Annotated in this window: 12 protein-coding genes and 1 pseudogene; 7 read left to right on the top strand and 6 right to left on the bottom strand. The window is 59.5% G+C overall.

Annotated features, from left to right (window positions below; all coding sequences use genetic code 11):
- Positions 1 to 60: 60 nt before the first annotated feature.
- From D7241_RS13475 to D7241_RS13505, 7 genes and pseudogenes are all read left to right on the top strand, one after another.
- Positions 61 to 894, top strand: a complete 834-nt coding sequence (locus D7241_RS13475; RefSeq protein WP_408101934.1) for an MBL fold metallo-hydrolase — start codon at positions 61 to 63, stop codon at positions 892 to 894.
- Entirely contained in the window at positions 894 to 1,106 is a 213-nt protein-coding gene (locus tag D7241_RS13480; RefSeq protein WP_255977710.1) for a hypothetical protein, read from the top strand. Before D7241_RS13475 ends, D7241_RS13480 begins: the two co-directional genes overlap by 1 nt.
- A gap of 110 nt (positions 1,107 to 1,216) precedes the next feature.
- Positions 1,217 to 1,375, top strand: coding sequence for a YqaE/Pmp3 family membrane protein (locus D7241_RS13485; protein WP_131649596.1), 159 nt, complete (start codon positions 1,217 to 1,219; stop codon positions 1,373 to 1,375).
- 203 nt (positions 1,376 to 1,578) lie between these two features.
- Positions 1,579 to 5,088, top strand: a pseudogene (locus tag D7241_RS13490) (response regulator).
- 1 nt (position 5,089) lies between these two features.
- Positions 5,090 to 5,908: a CheR family methyltransferase gene (locus tag D7241_RS13495; RefSeq protein ID WP_408101935.1), complete on the top strand. Its 819-nt coding sequence runs from the start codon at positions 5,090 to 5,092 to the stop codon at positions 5,906 to 5,908.
- Positions 5,905 to 6,507, top strand: a complete 603-nt coding sequence (locus D7241_RS13500) for a chemotaxis protein CheB (RefSeq protein WP_408101936.1) — start codon at positions 5,905 to 5,907, stop codon at positions 6,505 to 6,507. The genes D7241_RS13495 and D7241_RS13500 overlap by 4 nt, the downstream gene beginning before the upstream one ends.
- A 3-nt stretch (positions 6,508 to 6,510) precedes the next feature.
- Entirely contained in the window at positions 6,511 to 7,707 is a 1,197-nt protein-coding gene (locus D7241_RS13505; protein WP_408101937.1) for an ATP-binding protein, read from the top strand.
- Positions 7,708 to 7,745: 38 nt separating this feature from the next.
- On the opposite strand, the gene D7241_RS13510 is transcribed toward D7241_RS13505, so the two are convergent.
- The 6 genes from D7241_RS13510 to tssI form a co-directional block, all read right to left on the bottom strand.
- A complete protein-coding gene (locus D7241_RS13510) occupies positions 7,746 to 8,894 on the bottom strand; it encodes a catalase family protein (protein WP_408101938.1) in 1,149 nt (382 codons plus the stop codon).
- A 57-nt stretch (positions 8,895 to 8,951) separates the two neighbouring features.
- Positions 8,952 to 10,823, bottom strand: a complete 1,872-nt coding sequence (locus D7241_RS13515) for a di-heme-cytochrome C peroxidase (protein ID WP_408101939.1) — start codon at positions 10,821 to 10,823, stop codon at positions 8,952 to 8,954.
- A 213-nt stretch (positions 10,824 to 11,036) separates the two neighbouring features.
- The gene (locus tag D7241_RS13520) at positions 11,037 to 11,996 is read right to left on the bottom strand and encodes a hypothetical protein (RefSeq protein ID WP_408101940.1); all 960 of its coding nucleotides are present in this window, start codon (positions 11,994 to 11,996) and stop codon (positions 11,037 to 11,039) included.
- Complete coding sequence (locus D7241_RS13525; protein ID WP_408101941.1) at positions 11,987 to 14,668, bottom strand: toxin VasX; 2,682 nt, start codon at positions 14,666 to 14,668, stop codon at positions 11,987 to 11,989. The genes D7241_RS13520 and D7241_RS13525 overlap by 10 nt, the downstream gene beginning before the upstream one ends.
- Complete coding sequence (locus tag D7241_RS13530) at positions 14,665 to 15,246, bottom strand: DUF4123 domain-containing protein (RefSeq protein ID WP_408101942.1); 582 nt, start codon at positions 15,244 to 15,246, stop codon at positions 14,665 to 14,667. The genes D7241_RS13525 and D7241_RS13530 overlap by 4 nt, the downstream gene beginning before the upstream one ends.
- Positions 15,243 to 17,375 (bottom strand): type VI secretion system tip protein TssI/VgrG, encoded by a 2,133-nt coding sequence (gene tssI, locus D7241_RS13535; RefSeq protein WP_408101943.1) that lies wholly within the window; start codon positions 17,373 to 17,375, stop codon positions 15,243 to 15,245. The genes D7241_RS13530 and tssI overlap by 4 nt, the downstream gene beginning before the upstream one ends.
- Between the last annotated feature and the right edge of the window lie 34 nt (positions 17,376 to 17,409).

Genomic DNA, 17,409 nt, shown 5'->3' on the forward strand with positions numbered 1-17,409 from the left:
CAGACGAGGCTGATATCCGCGCGGGGTTGTCTCGCCGGCCCGCTCCATGAGGAGTCGTTCATGCGTATTCATCATCTCAACTGCGGCTGCATGTGCCCGGTGGGCGGCAAGCTGTTCGATGGTTTCAGCGACGGACTGACAGCCAGTCTGGTCTGCCACTGCCTGTTGATCGAGACCGAGCAGCACGGGCTGGTGCTGGTCGATACCGGATTCGGTAGCTGCGATGTGCTGGAGCCACGCAAGCGCCTCAGCCAGTTCTTCATCGCCTTCAACAACATCAAATTCGAGCGTCGCTTCACGGCGCTGGAGCAGGTGCGTCAGCTTGGTTTCAAGCCTGAAGACGTCCGGCACATCCTGCTGACTCATCTGGATTTCGACCATGCCGGTGGCCTCGATGATTTCCCCGAGGGCCAGGTTCACGTGCTGCAGCGAGAAATGGACGCGGCGCGCTCGACTCATAGCTTCATTGGTCATCGACGCTACCGTCATCGGCAGTGGGACGATGTGCGCAACTGGCAGTTCTACGAGCCGGGTGGCGACACCTGGTTCGGCTTCCAGGCTGTCAAAGCGTTGCGCGGCTTGCCGCCAGAGCTTCTGCTGATCCCGCTGACCGGTCACACCCATGGCCATGCGGGCGTCGCGCTGCAGACCGGCAACGGCTGGTTGCTGCACGCCGGTGATGCTTATTTCTACCGCGACGAAGTGGGACAGACCGAGCGCCATTGCACGCCGGGGCTGCGCCTTTACCAGCGCTTGATGGAAGTCGATCGTCCGGCGCGCCTGTCCAACCAACATCGGCTCTGGACCTTGTCGCTGGAGCACAAGAATGAGGTGACGTTGTTCTGCAGCCACGACGCCAAGGAACTCGAGCGCATGCGCGCGAGGCAGGGTTGATGTCGCCGCAAAATGACGAGCACATAGGCAGGCCGGTACGCGCCATGATGAAGTATGTTCGCTGGATCGGGCTGGTGGCGTGCTTGCTCGCGGGTCTGGGCTACATTCTGGTGGGCAACCTCAACATGGCCGGGTTTATGCTGGCGCTGGCCGTGCTGTCGTGGATCAATATTCGTCGCAAGCGCGGTGAACAAGGCCCGGTGGAGCGCTAGACACGCCGGGGTGCAGGCGAAGCGCTTGTTTTCGGCGGCAGCCAAGGAACCCCCAAGACGTGATTGGGTCGATTCACAGTAGGCAACCAGACCCGAGGGGAGCACCAACGATGGACCTGATCCGAATAATCATCGCAATACTCCTGCCGCCGCTGGGGGTATTCCTGCAAGTCGGCTTCGGTGGCGCCTTTTGGCTGAATATTCTGCTGACGCTGCTGGGCTATATCCCAGGCATCATCCACGCAGTTTGGATCATCGCCAGACGCTGACAGTGGGCGGAACGAAATAGCCCGCAGCCCGGCCGTTCGGCCGGGTTTTTTGTGCTTACAAGCGAGCCGGTGGTAAAGTCCTCGGTCGACTTGCATGCATGAATCCAATTCACGCGAAAATCCTCAATATGCCGGGATCGGAGCACGCGCAGCGCGCTACGGTGGGTAACTGCCATCGCGCAGCACCCGGGAAAGGAAACCACATGGGCGACTCTTTCATCGAGCAGAACAACTTCAGGCGCATTCTCAACCGCAACGTGGCGGTTCCCCTCGGTTTCGGCTTCCTTAGCGCGTTTTTCTTCAGCGCCATCGTCTATTTTTTGCTGAACGTCAGCCATTGGGTCGAGCGCTCTGTCGTTGGGGTTTCCTATGCGCACGAAACGCTGAAGCTCATGGGGGATATGGAAGCCTCGTTGCGCGGCTACCTCATCGCCGGCGAGGACATTTTTCTCGAACCCTATCGGCGAGAACTGCCGATGCTGGAAGACCAGCTGGAGCTGCTCAAGGGCTACGCTGGCGTTAACCCGGTTCAGCTGAGCCGTGTCGAGCGTGCCGAGAGATTGCATCGGCAATGGATCGATTACGCCGAAACGGCCATTGCCCGTCGAGTCCAGAACCTGCCGATCGATGGGTATGTGCGCAGCAAGAGCGGCATGGAGCTGAAGGACGAGCAACGCAAGTTGCTCGGCGAATTCATCGCTAGCGAGCGGCAGCTGCGCGCCGAGCGTACTGAAACGTCAGAAATGATAACTACCGCCCTGATCGGCGGCTTCCTGCTGTTCAGCCTGATCTTCAGTGGGCTGCTGGTGTATTTCGGTCGGCGCGACCTGCTCAACCTGTCCGACAGCTATGCCCAGTCGCTGGAGCGACAACAGGCCCATGCGGCGGCGCTGGAAAAACAGGCCTGGTATCGCACCGGGCAGACCCAGCTCAGCGAGTCGATCATCGGCGAGCAGGCGTTGCCGACGCTGGGTCAAAACGTGCTCAGCTTCCTCTCGCGCTACCTTGAGGTCGCCGTCGGTGCGCTCTACGTCGCCCAGGACGGCAAGTTGCAGCGGGTCGCGGAGTTCGGCTGGGACAAGGACAAACTGCACAGCGGCCAAACCTTGGAACTCGGTGAAGGGCTTGTCGGGCAGGTTGCTCTGGAGCGCAGGGCAATGATGCTCGACAGCCTGCCGCCCGGTTACCTGAAGATCAGCTCCGCCCTCGGCAGCACCGATGCAAAGTCCGTGTTGATCACACCGGTGGAGGACAGCGGCATACTCAATGCGGTGCTGGAGATTGGTTTCCTGCGGCCGTTGCGCGAAGAAGGCAGTGAGTTGTTGCGCCGCATCAGCGAGGGCGTCGGTTCGGCCATCGAGGCCGCGCGCTACCGCCAGCGTCTGCAGCGAGTACTGGCCGAAACCCAGCAGCTCAACGAAGAGCTCTAGGTGCAGCAGGAAGAATTGCGCGCAGCCAACGAAGAGCTCGAAGAACAATCCAGTGCGTTGCGCGAATCGCAGGCGCACATGGAAGAGCAGCAGGCCGAACTAGAACAGACCAACGAGCAACTCGCCGAGCACACGCAGGAACTGGCGCGTCAGCGCGACGAAATGGATATAAAGAACAATCGTCTGCACGAAGTGCAGCTGATGCTCGAGGATCGCGCCGACGAACTGCAGCGTGCCAGCCGCTACAAGTCCGAATTCCTCGCCAATATGTCCCACGAGCTGCGCACGCCGCTGAACAGCTCGCTGATTCTCGCCAAGCTGCTGGCGGACAATCCCGACGGCAATCTCCACGACGATCAGGTGCAGTTCGCACGTTCCATCTATTCGGCCGGCAATGATCTGCTCAACCTGATCAATGACATTCTAGACATCTCCAAAGTCGAGGCGGGCAAGCTCGATGTTCATCCCGAGCTGCTGACTCTGGCGCGAATGGTGGAGGGGTTGAAAAGCCTGTTCCTGGCTCAGTCGCTGGAAAAGTCGCTGCAGTTCAACGTTGAGCTGGACGAAGGGCTGCCTTCGAGCCTCTATACCGATCGCCAGCGTCTTGAGCAGATACTCAAGAACCTCCTGTCGAACGCCTTCAAATTTACCGAGAAGGGCTCGGTGGTTCTGCGCGTGACGCGCCATGACGAGCAGCGGCTCGCTTTTGCCGTGCGCGACTCGGGTATCGGCATTCCCGAGGATCAGCAGGCGGTGATTTTCGAGGCGTTCCGCCAGGCCGACGGCACCACCAACCGGCGTTATGGCGGTACTGGCCTCGGGCTGTCGATCTCCCGCGAGCTGGCACAACTGTTGGGTGGAACCATTGAGGTGAGCAGCGAGCCGGGCGCCGGTAGCGTGTTCACGCTGATCGTGCCGGAAAATTACAGCGAACTGGAGGTAACTGAGCAGCCGGAGTCGCTTCCCGCCCCGATGACAGCCGAGCGGGCGACGCGGGGCGTACCGGAGTCCCAGATGTCGGCTGTGGCCGCTCCGCAGCGGACCGAGGAGCAAGCCGTGCAGCCTCTGGCTGACGACCGCGATGAGTTTCCGTTCAGCGAACGCTCGGTGCTGGTGATCGAAGACGAGCCGCAGTTCGCCTGCATCCTTCGCGACCTTGCGCACGAGCTGAAGTACAGCTGCCTGATCGCACAGAATGCCGATCGCGGATTCGATACCGCGGTGCAGTACCGTCCCGACGCCATTTTGCTGGATATGCGCCTGCCCGATCATTCCGGCCTGACCGTGCTCGAACGGCTCAAGGAGAACCCGATCACTCGACATATTCCGGTGCATATCGTATCGGTCGAAGATCGTAAGGAAACTGCCCTGCAAATGGGGGCCATCGGCTATGCCACCAAACCGACCACTCGCGACGAGCTCAAAGAGGTCTTCGGCAGACTGGAAGCGAAGTTGGCGCAGAAGGTCAAACGCATCCTGCTGGTCGAGGACGACGCGCGACAGCGCGAAAGCGTGTCGCGGCTGATCGAAGACATCGACGTCGAAATCACTGCGGTGGAATTCGGCGAGCAGGCCCTCGAACTGCTGCGCTCGACTCTCTTCGACTGCATGATCATCGACCTCAAGCTGCCGGACATGGACGGTCACGAGCTGCTTGAGCGCATGGCACGCGAGGACATTTGTTCCTTCCCACCGGTCATCGTCTATACCGGGCGCAATCTGACTCGCGATGAAGAAGCGGCGCTGATGAAATACTCGCGCTCGATCATCATCAAGGGGGCGCGGTCGCCGGAGCGGCTGCTCGACGAGGTCACGCTGTTCCTGCACAAGGTCGAATCGGCCATGGCGCCGGAGCGGCAGAAGATGTTGAAAAGCGTGCGCAGCCGCGAAAAGGCCTTCGAGGGCCGCAAGGTTCTCGTGGTCGACGACGATGTGCGTAACGTCTTTGCACTGACCAGCGCACTGGAACAGAAGGGCGCGCTGATAGAAATCGCCCGCAACGGTCATGAGGCTATCGCCCAGCTACAGGATGTCGATGATATCGACCTGGTGTTGATGGACATCATGATGCCGGAGATGGACGGCTTCACCGCCATGCAGGAAATCCGCAAGGATTCACGCTTCGCCAAGCTGCCGATCATCGCAGTCACCGCCAAGGCGATGAAGGACGATCAGGACCGTTGCCTGCGCGCCGGGGCCAACGATTACTTGGCCAAGCCCATCGATCTGGACCGCCTGTTCTCGCTGATTCGCGTATGGCTACCGAAAGTGGAGCTGCTGTGACATGCCGGACCGCAACCAGGCCATCGAGCTAAAACTGCTGATCGAAGCGATCTACCTGCGCTACAGCTACGATTTTCGTGATTATTCCGGTGCTTCGCTCAAGCGCCGGGTGCTACTGGCGCTACGGCAAATGCAGTGCGAGAACATCTCGGAGCTGCAGCGCAAGATTCTTTACGATCCGCAGGCCTTCATGGAGCTGCTGCAGTTTCTCACTATTCCGGTGAGCGAGATGTTCCGCGACCCCAGTTATTATCTGGCGTTGCGTGAGCAGGTGGTTCCGGTGCTGCGTACCTATCCGTCGTTGAAAATATGGATAGCCGGTTGCAGCACGGGCGAAGAGGTTTACTCGATGGCGATCCTGCTCAAGGAAGAGGGCTTGCTGGAGCGCACCATCCTCTACGCCACCGACATCAATCCACGCTCTCTGGAACAGGCGCGCCAGGGCATTTTCGATATTGGCGACATGCAGCAGTACACGACCAACTACCAGCGCGCCGGCGGCAGGCATAGCCTCAGCGACTACTACACGGCCGCTTATGACTCGGCGATCATGGATAAGTCTTTGAAAGAACAGGTGACCTTTGCCGATCATAGTCTGGCGACCGATAGCGTTTTCGCCGAGACTCAATTGATTTCCTGTCGCAATGTGCTGATCTATTTCAACAAGCCGCTGCAGAACCGGGCCTTTGGGCTATTTCATGATTCCCTCTGCCATCGCGGCTTTCTCGGCTTGGGTAGCAAGGAAACCGTTGAATTCTCCGGCTATGCCGATCGTTACGAGGCATTCGACAAGCAGGAAAGGATTTTCCGCAAGCTATGAGCCATGCGACTACCAGTGCCTTTTCCTATTCGCCTACTCGGCCGATCGATGCCGTGGTTATCGGCGCTTCGGCGGGTGGGCTGGCCGCGCTGAGCGTTCTGGTCAGCGGATTGCCGGCTAGCTTCCGACTGCCGCTGTTGATGGTGCAACATGTTCCGCCCAGCGGGCCGACGCAGCTTGCTGAAATATTCGGGCGCAAGACCAAACTGAAGGTCAAGGAAGCGGCCGACAAAGAGCCGGTGTGTGGTGCGACCCTGTATTTCGCCGCGCCTGGTTATCACCTGCTGGTGGAGGCGGACCTGACCCTGTCGCTCAGCCAGGATGATGCGATGCATTTCTCCCGCCCCTCGATCGATGTGCTGTTCGAGTCGGCGGCCGATGCCTGGGGCGAGCGCGTCGCCGGCATCCTGTTGACCGGTGCCAACGAGGACGGCGCGGCCGGCCTCGAAGCGATCAAACGGGGCGGCGGCATCGCTATCGTCCAGGAGCCCAGCGAAGCCGAGGTTCAGACCATGCCCTTGGCCGCACTCCAGCGCTTTGCGCCGGATTACATTTTGCCCTTGCGCGATATTCATCGACTGTTGCGCGAACTGGAGTGACCCATGCCCAACCAAACCGATGAAGCGAATCTGCTGATCGTCGATGATCTGCCGGAGAATTTGTTGGCGCTGGATGCCATTCTCAAGGCGCCGGGCATCCATGTGCATCAGGCCGAATCAGCGGAGCAGGCGCTCGAGTTGTTGCTGCAGCATGAGTTCGCGCTGGCCATCCTCGACGTGCAAATGCCCGGCATGGATGGCTTTCAGCTGGCTGAGCTGATGCGCGGCACCGAGCGCACCAAGCAGATTCCCATCGTCTTCGTCAGCGCCGCGGGCCGCGAGCTCAACTACGCGTTCAAAGGCTACGAAAGTGGTGCCGTGGACTTCATGCACAAACCGCTGGACACCCATGCGGTGCGCAGCAAGGTCAGCGTGTTCGTTGATCTGTATCGCAACCGCAAGCGCATGGCGCGCCAGCTCGAGGCGCTCGAACGCAGCCGTCGCGAGCAAGAGGTCCTGCTCGACGAGCTGCGTAGCACCAAGGCCGAGCTGGAAGGTGCGGTGCGCATGCGCGATGACTTCATGTCGATCGTCTCCCATGAGCTGAAAACGCCACTCAACACCCTCATCCTTGAAGTGCAGCTGCGCAAGTTGCAGCTCGGACGGAACAACTTCGCCGCTTTCAGTGAAGACAAGCTGAGACAGATGGTCGACAAGGACGAGCGGCAGGTCCAGAGCCTGATCCGCCTGATCGACGATATGCTCGACGTGTCACGCATTCGCACCGGCAAGCTATCGATCAGGCCCATCCGTGTTGATCTGGGCAAGCTGGTGGCCAGCGTGGTGGAAAACTTTGCGCCGCAGATGCAAGCCAGCGGTTGCACGCTGTTGTTCCAGCGACCGGAGCCGATATTCGGCGTCTGGGACGAGTTTCGCATCGAGCAGGTGCTGGCCAATCTGCTGACCAATGCGATGCGCTACGGCGCAGGCAAGCCCGTGCAAGTCAATATCAGCGCCACATCGGCAGAGGCCTGCATCGAAGTGAGTGACCAAGGCATTGGCATCAGTCAGAAGAGTCTGGAACGGATCTTCTGCCAGTTCGAGCGCGCCGAAGGCAGCGAAAGCAGCGCCGGACTGGGGCTTGGTCTGTTCATCGCTGAGCAGATAGTCAAAGCCCACAGTGGTCATATTCAGGTGGAAAGCGAAGAGGGTCAGGGCGCGCTATTCCGGGTCCTGCTGCCGTTGGGTGTTGAGGCCTAAAGCCGGCCCGACGCCATCAACCTCCAAGAGCTGCAGTACTAGTGGTCAGTTTGGAAGGCGCCGTTGCGGTCCAGACGGTAAGCACTGATGGCTTCGTACACTGCTTTTCTCAAGCGGTTGATGCCGCCGATTGGTCGATGCTCAGGAAGTGAATGCCAAGGGTTGAAGGACAGATTGTCACAGTCGATATTCTGCGCCGGACTGTCGAAATCCTGAGCGAGAAGGCGGATATCCGCGACGGACTCAAAAGCGGAGATCGACTCGTCCCACTCAACGCTGGGGTCCTCGATAGGCATGTAGAAATCGGCGTTTTGCCGTTGTACCTGCAAGGTGAAACAAGCGGGCGTCTGGTCGAGCGAAAGCTGCTGGTAGAGCGCGTTGCGCAAGAAGTTTGGCAGGTCGCGGTTCTGTTCGGGTAATTGATAAGCCGGGCAGTTCTCCGGTGCAGGTATCACGCGGTATTTGATATTCAGCGGTCCAAGCTTGAACGGCGCCACCGAGTTGTAGGTCGTCGCCACTGGGCTGTCGGGCGCTGGCGATAGGGTTTTCAGCGCAATCGCCAGATGGCGGATTTCCCAGTGACGGGGATCCCAGCCTGGGAAGAATGCCAGCACTTTCTTGCCCTCGGCCTGAGCAGCGAAATTGCTCCGGTATTCGGCTACGTCGCGGACGAAGAATGCGGGGTGATTGAACATGACGAAATCCTGCTCAGCGGCGTGAGCCGGGTTCGCTGTCAACTTCTGTCCCGGTACGTCGAGCAGCTTTATCGCCATGCCTCGGGCATCACGGACGCGATCGAACTGAGGATAAGCATTGCCGTTCGAAAGCCTTACCCAGGCCTGCCAGCTATGTCCAGGTTGGCTGAAGACGCCATGCTGTAGGTCGCTGTCGATGTCCCCGCGGACGGAAACATCCGCCCTGAGGCAACCATGCGCTTTGGCGTGCGCGTCGCGCAGCACCCGGGTGTTGTCCCGGTGTTGTTCGACGACCCGGATTGCGTCAGCAATAATGGTCTGCGTGTCCGCTTTTTCGGTGACAGGAATCTGTTCCTCGCGTGACACCGGGCCGGAAAATTTCCAGCTATAGAACAGGCTGCCGATCAGCCAGCCGCCCAGGCCTAAGGCCAGAGCCAGCAAGAGGATTTTGCCGAGCCAGCTACCCAAACAGAGCCAGAATTTCTTGAGCATGGTGAAGTCCCTTTTGACCTTTCCATTATGGGAGTAGCAGCGCTGCGATCCGTGGCGTTACCCGCAGTTGGGGCCCGGTTTCCATGGTTTGGCTGGTAAATCTTGCAGTCGCGGCTCGAGTCGATCGTCGCCCAGCACTTTCAAATACTCGATCAGAGCCCAGCGTTCGTGAGGTAGCAGGGCGCGCCCTATAACGCCCTGCTCGCGACAGCCCGCGCGAAACTCATGGCCCCGGTTGCTATTGCCGGTAATGGAGGTGTCGAGCAGAAAGCCACCGGGAAAGGCGCCGGTTTCAAAACCGAGGCGCTTGGTGTCGTATTCGAAGGTACCCACCCAAAACTGGTCCTGCCGTTCGGCCACTGGCGACAATAATTCGAACAGGTTCGCGACCGAACCGTTATGCAGAAAAGGCGGTGTGGCCCAGATACCATCGAGGGGGCGGGCTTTGTAACCGCGTATCTCCTGGACGCCGATGGGAAGTCCGAAACCATCCATACTCGCGCGCTCGTCCGGATGAATATCGGCGTCACGGTATGCGCGCTGTTCGACATAGGCCGTGATGTAGGCCAGCCCTTTTGCGCTGGATATCCTTTGCAGGTCCAGCTCCGCTGGCGAGGCGCCAAAGAGTCGGACATTCAGTTGTTTCAGTTCGTCCTGCGTCCAGCCTAACCGGCTGACATCGAAACGGTGATCGGCAATATTGTTTGCGGTTGTGGGATCGGTGCCGATGATCTCGGTCGGGACGATTCGCATCCGCCATTCAGGGTCCCTGCTTGCAGCAAAGCGCTCGCCCACGGGCTTGGGAGCGGCTGCGTGGCAATAGGCGCAATTTTCCTCGAACAGTGCCCGGCCGAGACTGGCCTTTTCGATATCAACCTTGCCCAACACCTCTTCAGGCCAGCGCGGCGGCTCCAGGCGTTTAAGCGTCTGCTCCAGCCTATCGAGGTCGCGCACGCGAACGCTCGATGGGTAGCGTTCGGCGAGCGGTATGGGGCTGCCATCTTCGTGCAGCAGGCGCAGTGGTGCGCCCACGCCTAATGCCTCGCCGATGTTACGCGCCATTGGTTGCATGGCTGAGCCGTTCCACTGAACCCAGTCGAACTTCCATATATCCCATACCTGCGGATAGCTGACCGGTGCGTTGGCGACCCGATAGTTATCCGCATCAATGGCATCGCCAAACACGGTATTGGCGATCCGCCCGAATGCATCGGTACGGCCGAAACCTTCTTCCGTGGGATAGAGGCCTCGGTGCCAATCGTTGAAGGCTGTGCTGAGCAACCGATCCAGCACCCGCTTGAAATCGACCCGCAGCTGCTCTCGGTCGCGTGCGTAATTGTCGCCTAGGACTTCCAGCGCGAACCGTTTGAATTTGATCGGGTTGTAGTAGGTTGCGGCCATGCTCATTCCCAGGGCCTGGCCGAATGCTCCGCCTCTCAATGTGGGCACCGTCGAGGCTAGCGAGTGCAATGCCGCTCCGCCATCGATGCGTATGGCCTGGCCGCGGTGGCGTAGCTCACCCGTATGACATGCGGCGCAACTTATATCGAGGTAGGCAAAGCCGGTTTCGCTGTCTTCGTGCCGCGCGAAGCCAACGGGCAGATTGGCTGGATTGCGCGTGGACGGCTGCTGCTGTGGATCAACAAGAAAGCCGAACCTGGCCAAATAATTCGGCGCTGCGAGCTTTTCCCGGCCAAATGGCTTTTCCAGCGCCTGAAACCATTCGTACCTCAAGCCCTTAACCTGGGTGCCCTGCGGCGTGTAATAAAAGGCTTGCCGATCTTCTTCGCTCCACTGGTTCAGATAGTGAAGTTTCTCGGGCTGTTGGTAAGCGGGCAAGTTGGGGAAGGCCACGAAATACGCGCCAATCCCTGCGAGCAACGCAACTAACAGGACAAGCCCCAACAGGGCACGGCGGAGCAGTCGCATGGTGAACTTCCATGTAGCCAAGGCAGTTGGCCTTTATGCCAATCAATTAGGCTAATAGCAATATGCCATGGTGTTCGTAACGATTTACGCTCGCCCGGAAAGCAAAGGATTAGTGGGTTTCATAGACCTGCAGTGCGATTTGGGAATAGCCAAAAACAGGCGGGAAACCGCGCCAGACGTCCGAGCCCTTGAACGAGCACGTCAACAGTTTGGTTACACGTCCAGCCCGCGCTCACGCTCCAGATCAATCAAACGCGTCGTTGGGCCAACGGCTTGCAAACGCTCAGTAACTATCTGAGGCCAGCGATTACGGGAGCGGCGCTTAGCGACGTTGTAGGTGAACTCCTGCAGCCAGTTCATCGGATAGGACCAAACTTCCCACGCCAGCATGAAGGCGTCGGTCCACTCGAGGTAGTTCTTGCCGCCATTTGCCGCCTTTTTATCGGCGATCTTAGCCAGGGTTAGCCTGTGCCAGTCGGTGCGTTTGATGTTGCTAGCTTTTAGCATCTCCTTGACGTAGGCGTCTGAATCGCTGCGTTGACCGTGCTCATCGAACCAGGGGCCGTTGTCCATATAGGCGCGCAGCCACTCCCAGAAGCCTTTTTGCATCTGCAGCGTCTTGCCCATGGGTAGGCCGAGGCTTACCAGCAGGGCGTTGTCGGGCTCACCCAGACGGCGCACAAGAATCTCCAGCGAGGCATTACGCATGCCGCCGGTTTGCGGGCCAACCATCACATATTCACCGGCCAACGCCTGAATACCATCCCAAGGGCTGTGGTAAAGCTCGCCGTTATGGTCGAAATAAACCTCGCGGGTACGGCGATTGAAAAGGATGGGCAGGGGTAGTGGACGGCGGGTTTCCCATAGGAATGGGATCACCAAACAAATGAGTGCGAAAGGAAGAGTGATTGCAAGGCCGTCCCAATCTCCCCCGACGGCAAAAAGAAGGCTGAAGAAAACCATCACTATTGAAACAGTTCCTCCTAGCACGCCAGTTAGCATTCCTTTATCCGAGCCCCCCCCAGAATTCAACGCTAGATAATGCTCGGTGTGTTCGTCAGTCACGAACATCTCCCAAGGCTTTTCGCCGGTAGGTTGGTCGGCACGCAACAGCTCGCTAGGCGCTTGGCCGAAGCGGGTGCGGGCTTGCTGGATCAGGTCGCTTACAGCCATGCGAGTTCCTTGATTTCAATGGACGGCAGGGTCAGTCCTTCGACGGGGGAGTAGCTCAATTCGCCGCTAATGGCATCGAGCTCGGCGCTGTTTTCTTCATGGTAAACGCGGCGGTAGACAGCAACGCCAGGCTCGGTTGTCACCCGGGTGCCGCTGTGATGATCAAAGTCCTTGCCCGACCATTCCACTGCCCTGCGGGTGCCGCCAAGGCCGAAAAAGCTGCCCCAGGTTTCGTGTCCTTTGAAGTGGATCATATCTTCGCGCAGGACATCCCTGCCCGGGAGGCGTAGCAGTACATAGGTAATGGTCTGCATACCGCGATAGGGGTTCAGCTCGTTGAGCCGGTAAGCCTGGAGGCTGATGGGGAAAACGATTTTGTACAATTCGGTCATCGATTTTTCATAGCTGTCGGCCCATTCCGCTGGGCAAGTGCCGAAGCGAGTGTGTTTGACCCAGGCCTCCAATGGGGTGTCCTGGGTGTATTGCCGGGCGATGACCCCGCCGACGATCAGGATTGTCCAGCCCAGCGCGCGGGCCGCCAGGTGCGGTGCCACACTAATACCTCGCCCTATAGCAGCAGCCTCACCGGCAATTACCGCTGCACGGGCGGCGCGTATAGTGCGAAAGCTCTGCACGTACAAGCGCAGGTTGGCGGCGGAGGCCAGGGTAAGTCCAACGTTGATGCTTGCAGTATTATTATCGCCGGTTTGGTAGGACTCCATGGCCTCGATACCAAAGACCAATACGTCGAAACCTGAGGTGACTGATTGCAGGAAAGCAGTGCTGGCACCAATGCCCAACGCTTTGGTCAGGGCTGCTTGGGTCGAAAGAGAATGCGAGCTAGCGATCTTTGTGGTTGCCTCCCAGTCGACCTCGGCTACTTTTTGCACTACTGCTGATATAGCGGAAGCAAATCCCGTTGTACCTGCAGCAACCGAGAGCGCCGCTTTCAAGTTCTTATCTTGGAACAATTGGCCGCCACCCCAAACAAAATTCACCCCTGCGACTAGCGCCACCAGACACTTGATCGGGGCCTTTTCCATCGCCCCCTTACTCAGATCGAGCATCCCCTTGAGGTTGACGTCGGCGGCCAGGTGTCCCGTCAATGCGGGCAGGTCTTTTGCCGGTAACAGGCGGAAGAATGGCAAGGCGTCACTGACCGCAACGCTAAGTGGTATGGGCCTGAGGTTAGCGGGCAATCGGGGACGTGTGCCCATCAGGTCACTCATCCACTCGCCAACCTGACGCGGACTGACCGCTTCGATTGCCAGGCGCTGCTGGCTGCGTGCCAGCGCGGCGGCTAGGTAAAGACGGCCAGCTACGTTGGAACCATTGTCGGCTTGTCTCAGACGCAGGCCGGCGATAGGGGCAAGTGCAGCGAACAGCGCCTCCAATGGGGTGCCCTGAACATGGCGGGCCAAGCTCCCGGCTGCCTTGTTAAGCAGTGCCGCCAGCGTGCGCGCTTCAGCCAGCGCGCTGGCACCGTTGTCCCTGGCGCCGTCTGCCAGCCCGACGATGGTGTTAATTTCGCCAATGCCTAGCCGTTTCCCCAGCCCCAACAGTGACCAGACCAACCAGGGTTTGCCTGCTTTTTGTTGGAGCATCAAGGCGTTGGCGATGGCTTGCGCACCAGGGCCGGTTGTCGCTGGACCAAGGCAGGCGGCGGCGAAGTGCAGCTCTAGCTCCTCCCGCGGCGCCGACTGGGTGATGTCGAAGTGGCCACACGCGGTGTCCAGGCTTGCGGGGCCACGTTGTGCCAGAGTGTTGAACCAGGCTGCCCAGAGCTCACTGAGACGACGCACATCGACACTGTATTCATCTTCTTCCTGCGTTTGTTCCTGCCAGGCGGTTTGTAATTTTCGGTAATTGGTCATGCTGCGCAGCTGGCGATCGATTTGCGGGTCGCTCTCAGCCAGAGACTTGATTACGCCGGCCATGGCCCAATCCTCGCCATGTATTTCGCGAGTGGCCCTAAACGCCTGCTGGCGGGCGCGGAGCAATTCGGCCAGATCCAGCAGTACGCCCCAGGGATCATCGATCAAGGCATAGGACTGCTGTTCACAGCGCTGCATGTCGCTCAGTAGTTGTGGCCAGTCCGGACGGTGCGAAGTAGAGGGTTCGCAGCTCCAGCCATACCAGGTGGCGTCCATGTAGTCGCCGATACGCTCGTGGATAGTACGGGCCTGGCCGCTGAATGGAGCTGCACCAGGCGTAACTGTGCGCATTACTCGTTGGCGCACGTCGGCCTTGGTCTTGGCGGCAGCGAACTGACTGTCGCTCCACTGGCTGGGAGACCAGGCCAGCATGGCCGACTCGCCGGAAGGAAGTAGCAGATAGGACAACGTGCGTCCGTCGATGACTTTTCCGGCACGCGGCGTTTGGGTAAACGTGGCCCGGTTGACGCGGTATTCAATCATTTGTTTCAGCCCGCTCTGCCAGACATACAGCCAGCCGTCGCGTAACAGGCGGGTAGTGTAATTTAGCGAGCGGCCCTGCAAAGACTCGAAATAAACGCCGATATTGGGGAACATCCCTTGCAGCGGGGGCAGCCCATAGGCGCTAGTGTCAACCGGCAGGGTAGGGCCGATCGCATAGCGTAGAGGCAATACAGCGCTGAGCAACGGGCACGCGGCCACTATCGAACTGGATGGATGTGGAGCTTGAGCGGTCATGTGGCAGCCTCCTGTGCCGTGTCGTCCTGGCTGGCGAGCGCTTTTAACAGTGGCCAGTCGAGCGTCAACTGGGCGGCGACGCCCAAGTCAGCCTGCACATTGTTCTTTTCTGGATGTTCGTTATGCCAGGCGCAAAAAGTGCTGTGTTCGTGGCGAAGCCAGATGCGTTGGATACGATGCCAGAAGCCGTCCGGCCACTTCGCCCCGCTCTGCCAGGCCGAATACAGCGGACGGGCATCGCCGAGACGCAGCCAGAACTCGCGATGCTCGGGGGTACAGATGCGCAAACGGTTTTGCAGGATGCGCTGTAAGGCGTCTATCGGGGCGTCGCTTTCCAGCCAGACGCCGTCCTCAATACTGTCGCCGTGCTTCCATGCTTCGTAAGCCGGGCTGCCCACGGGGGCATTCAACAGAATGGGGCCCGCGTCTGCTATGGGTTCGTAAGCAGTACCGACTAGCAGTGGCAGTGGCTGGTGGCTTGGAAACGATTGATAGAGCCACGCCGTCGCGCTTTCATAGCGAGCACCATCCAGCAAAAGCGCACCGTTGCCGCTGCAGCTGATCGTGGACGCGCTCATGCATTGTCTCCAGGCGTTGCCTTGGCAGCTTCGCAGACCTCGCACACACCTGCCCGGGTGCTGCGAAACAACAGGTTCTGTTTCACCAGAGCTTCCAGAGGTACGCCTGCCTTATTCCCATCTGCCGGCTTCACCTGCCCCGGCAGAACTGGCGCGGCGCCCGATCCCTTCCCCGGACTCCCGCCAGAGTTCATCTTGATCACCGGCCCGACCATTGTGATGCCGCCCGCATCGAGTTTGATGAAGCTGCCAGCGGCCTTGAAGGTCAATTCGCTGCCTGCTTCGAGGACGACCTTGAGCCCGCTGGAGAGGTGGATTTCCTGGCCGGCTTCGATGAACTGGCCTGTGCCGACCCTCACGTGCTGGTTGTTGCCCACGGTGAGGTGGTCATTGGCTTTGACCTCACTGCGGCGATCACCATGGGTGGTGCGGTGTTCTTCGGCTCGGAATTCGCTGTAGCTGTTGGCCTCGACGGTGTCGTGGCGTTCGTGGCCAACGCGGATCTTCTGGTCGTGCTCGATGTTTTCGTCCCAGTCGCGCTGAGCGTGGAGGTAGATCTGTTCGGCGCCCTTGCGATCTTCGATACGTAGTTCGTTGTAGCCGCCCCCGCCTGGAGTGCTCAGCGTCTTGAATACGCTGCGGGTCTTGTTCGCCGGCAAGTCGTAGGGGACGGCGTTTTCCTTGTGGTATAGGCAGCCGGTGATCAGCGGCTGGTCGGGGTCGCCTTCTAGAAATGTAATCAACACTTCCATGCCGACACGAGGGATGGCGATGCCGCCGTAGCGGTCGCCGGCCCAGCTGCTGGAGACGCGCAGCCAGCAGCTGGTCTTGTCGTTGGCTTGGCCGTCGCGATCCCAGAAGAACTGTACTTTCACTCGACCGTATTCGTCGCAGTGGATCTCTTCGCCGGCGGGGCCGGTGACTACAGCGCTCTGGCTGCCGAGGATGCGGGGCTTGGGGTGGTGGAGCGCGGGGCGGAAGGGAACGGCCCAAGGTGTGGCGGTGAAGTGGTTGCGGTAGCCTTGGGTGAAGGCGCCAGCTCCGAAATGTTGGGCAATATTCCCTAGCCCCTCACCCCAGCCCTCTCCCCCAAGGGGAGAGGGGGTTGGTGCGTGCGGGCGTGACGCGTCGGTGATTGACTCCTCCAGTACCTGCGGCTGCTTGCCCTCGTGATGGATCTCGGTGAGTAGCCACAGCTGATTCCAGTCGCTCCGCGGATGCTCGGTGAAGGGAAGGAAATGACCGCTAACCAGCAGCGGCTGATCGCTTTCGCCTTCGGCCAGCTCGAAGTCATGGCGGTGCCGTTCCAGGGCTCGCTGGGACAGGTGATTGCCACGCTCACGACCGGCGAAACGGCCGGGGTAGTCGTAATCCTCAAGGTCAGGCTGGGCGTCGCTCCGAACGGCCGCTTCCATGGTCAGGCGTGGCTTTTCAAAATTGTAATCGCGACGGGTAACGCGGCTGGTGCGGGTCTCGACACGTACCCCGAAGCGCTTGATTACCGGCTCATCGGCTACCAGGCCAGAGTCCTGCTGATAGGCGACAGGTGCAAGTTTGGGAAAAACCGTCTGGTCGTCGCCGAACACCAGCAAGTGGCCGGACTCACTGTGCTGGAAATGGTAGTGAATGCCTTCTTCTTCGCAGAGTCGCTGGATAAAGTGCAGGTCGGTTTCATCGTACTGAACGCAATAATCCCGTTCCGGGTAAATCACCGGGCCGAGGTCGAATCGGTGGCCGTCATCGGCGAGAATGCCGCGCTCCTCGAGCACTTGGGCGATGATTTGCGGCACCGAGAGATTCTGGAAGATGCGCTGGTTGGTCCGGTGTGCCAGATAGGCAAGTCTCGGGACGATGACCAATTGATAGCGAGTCAGTCGCTTGCCGGACTCGCCTTGCGCGGCTCGATAGATCTGGCCATGAATACCAGAGCCATCTCCGGAGAATTTCAGGAACGCAGGCTGCTGTAGCAAGCGTTCCAGATCCATGTCTGGGCGTTCGCTGACCAGCTCCAGCTCGAAGCGATAGGGTTGGCTGATCGCTTCGCGACCGCTGAATTCGAGCACTTGAAGATCATGCTCGATGCCTTCGATATGCAGGGAAAAATGGGCTTGGTTGGCGGGGGCGAACATCCTTGTTCCTCCTGGATCCGTCCGTGGTTTGCGC

The organism is Stutzerimonas sp. VN223-3 (assembly GCF_045999685.1).
Lineage (GTDB): Bacteria > Pseudomonadota > Gammaproteobacteria > Pseudomonadales > Pseudomonadaceae > Stutzerimonas > Stutzerimonas stutzeri_AR.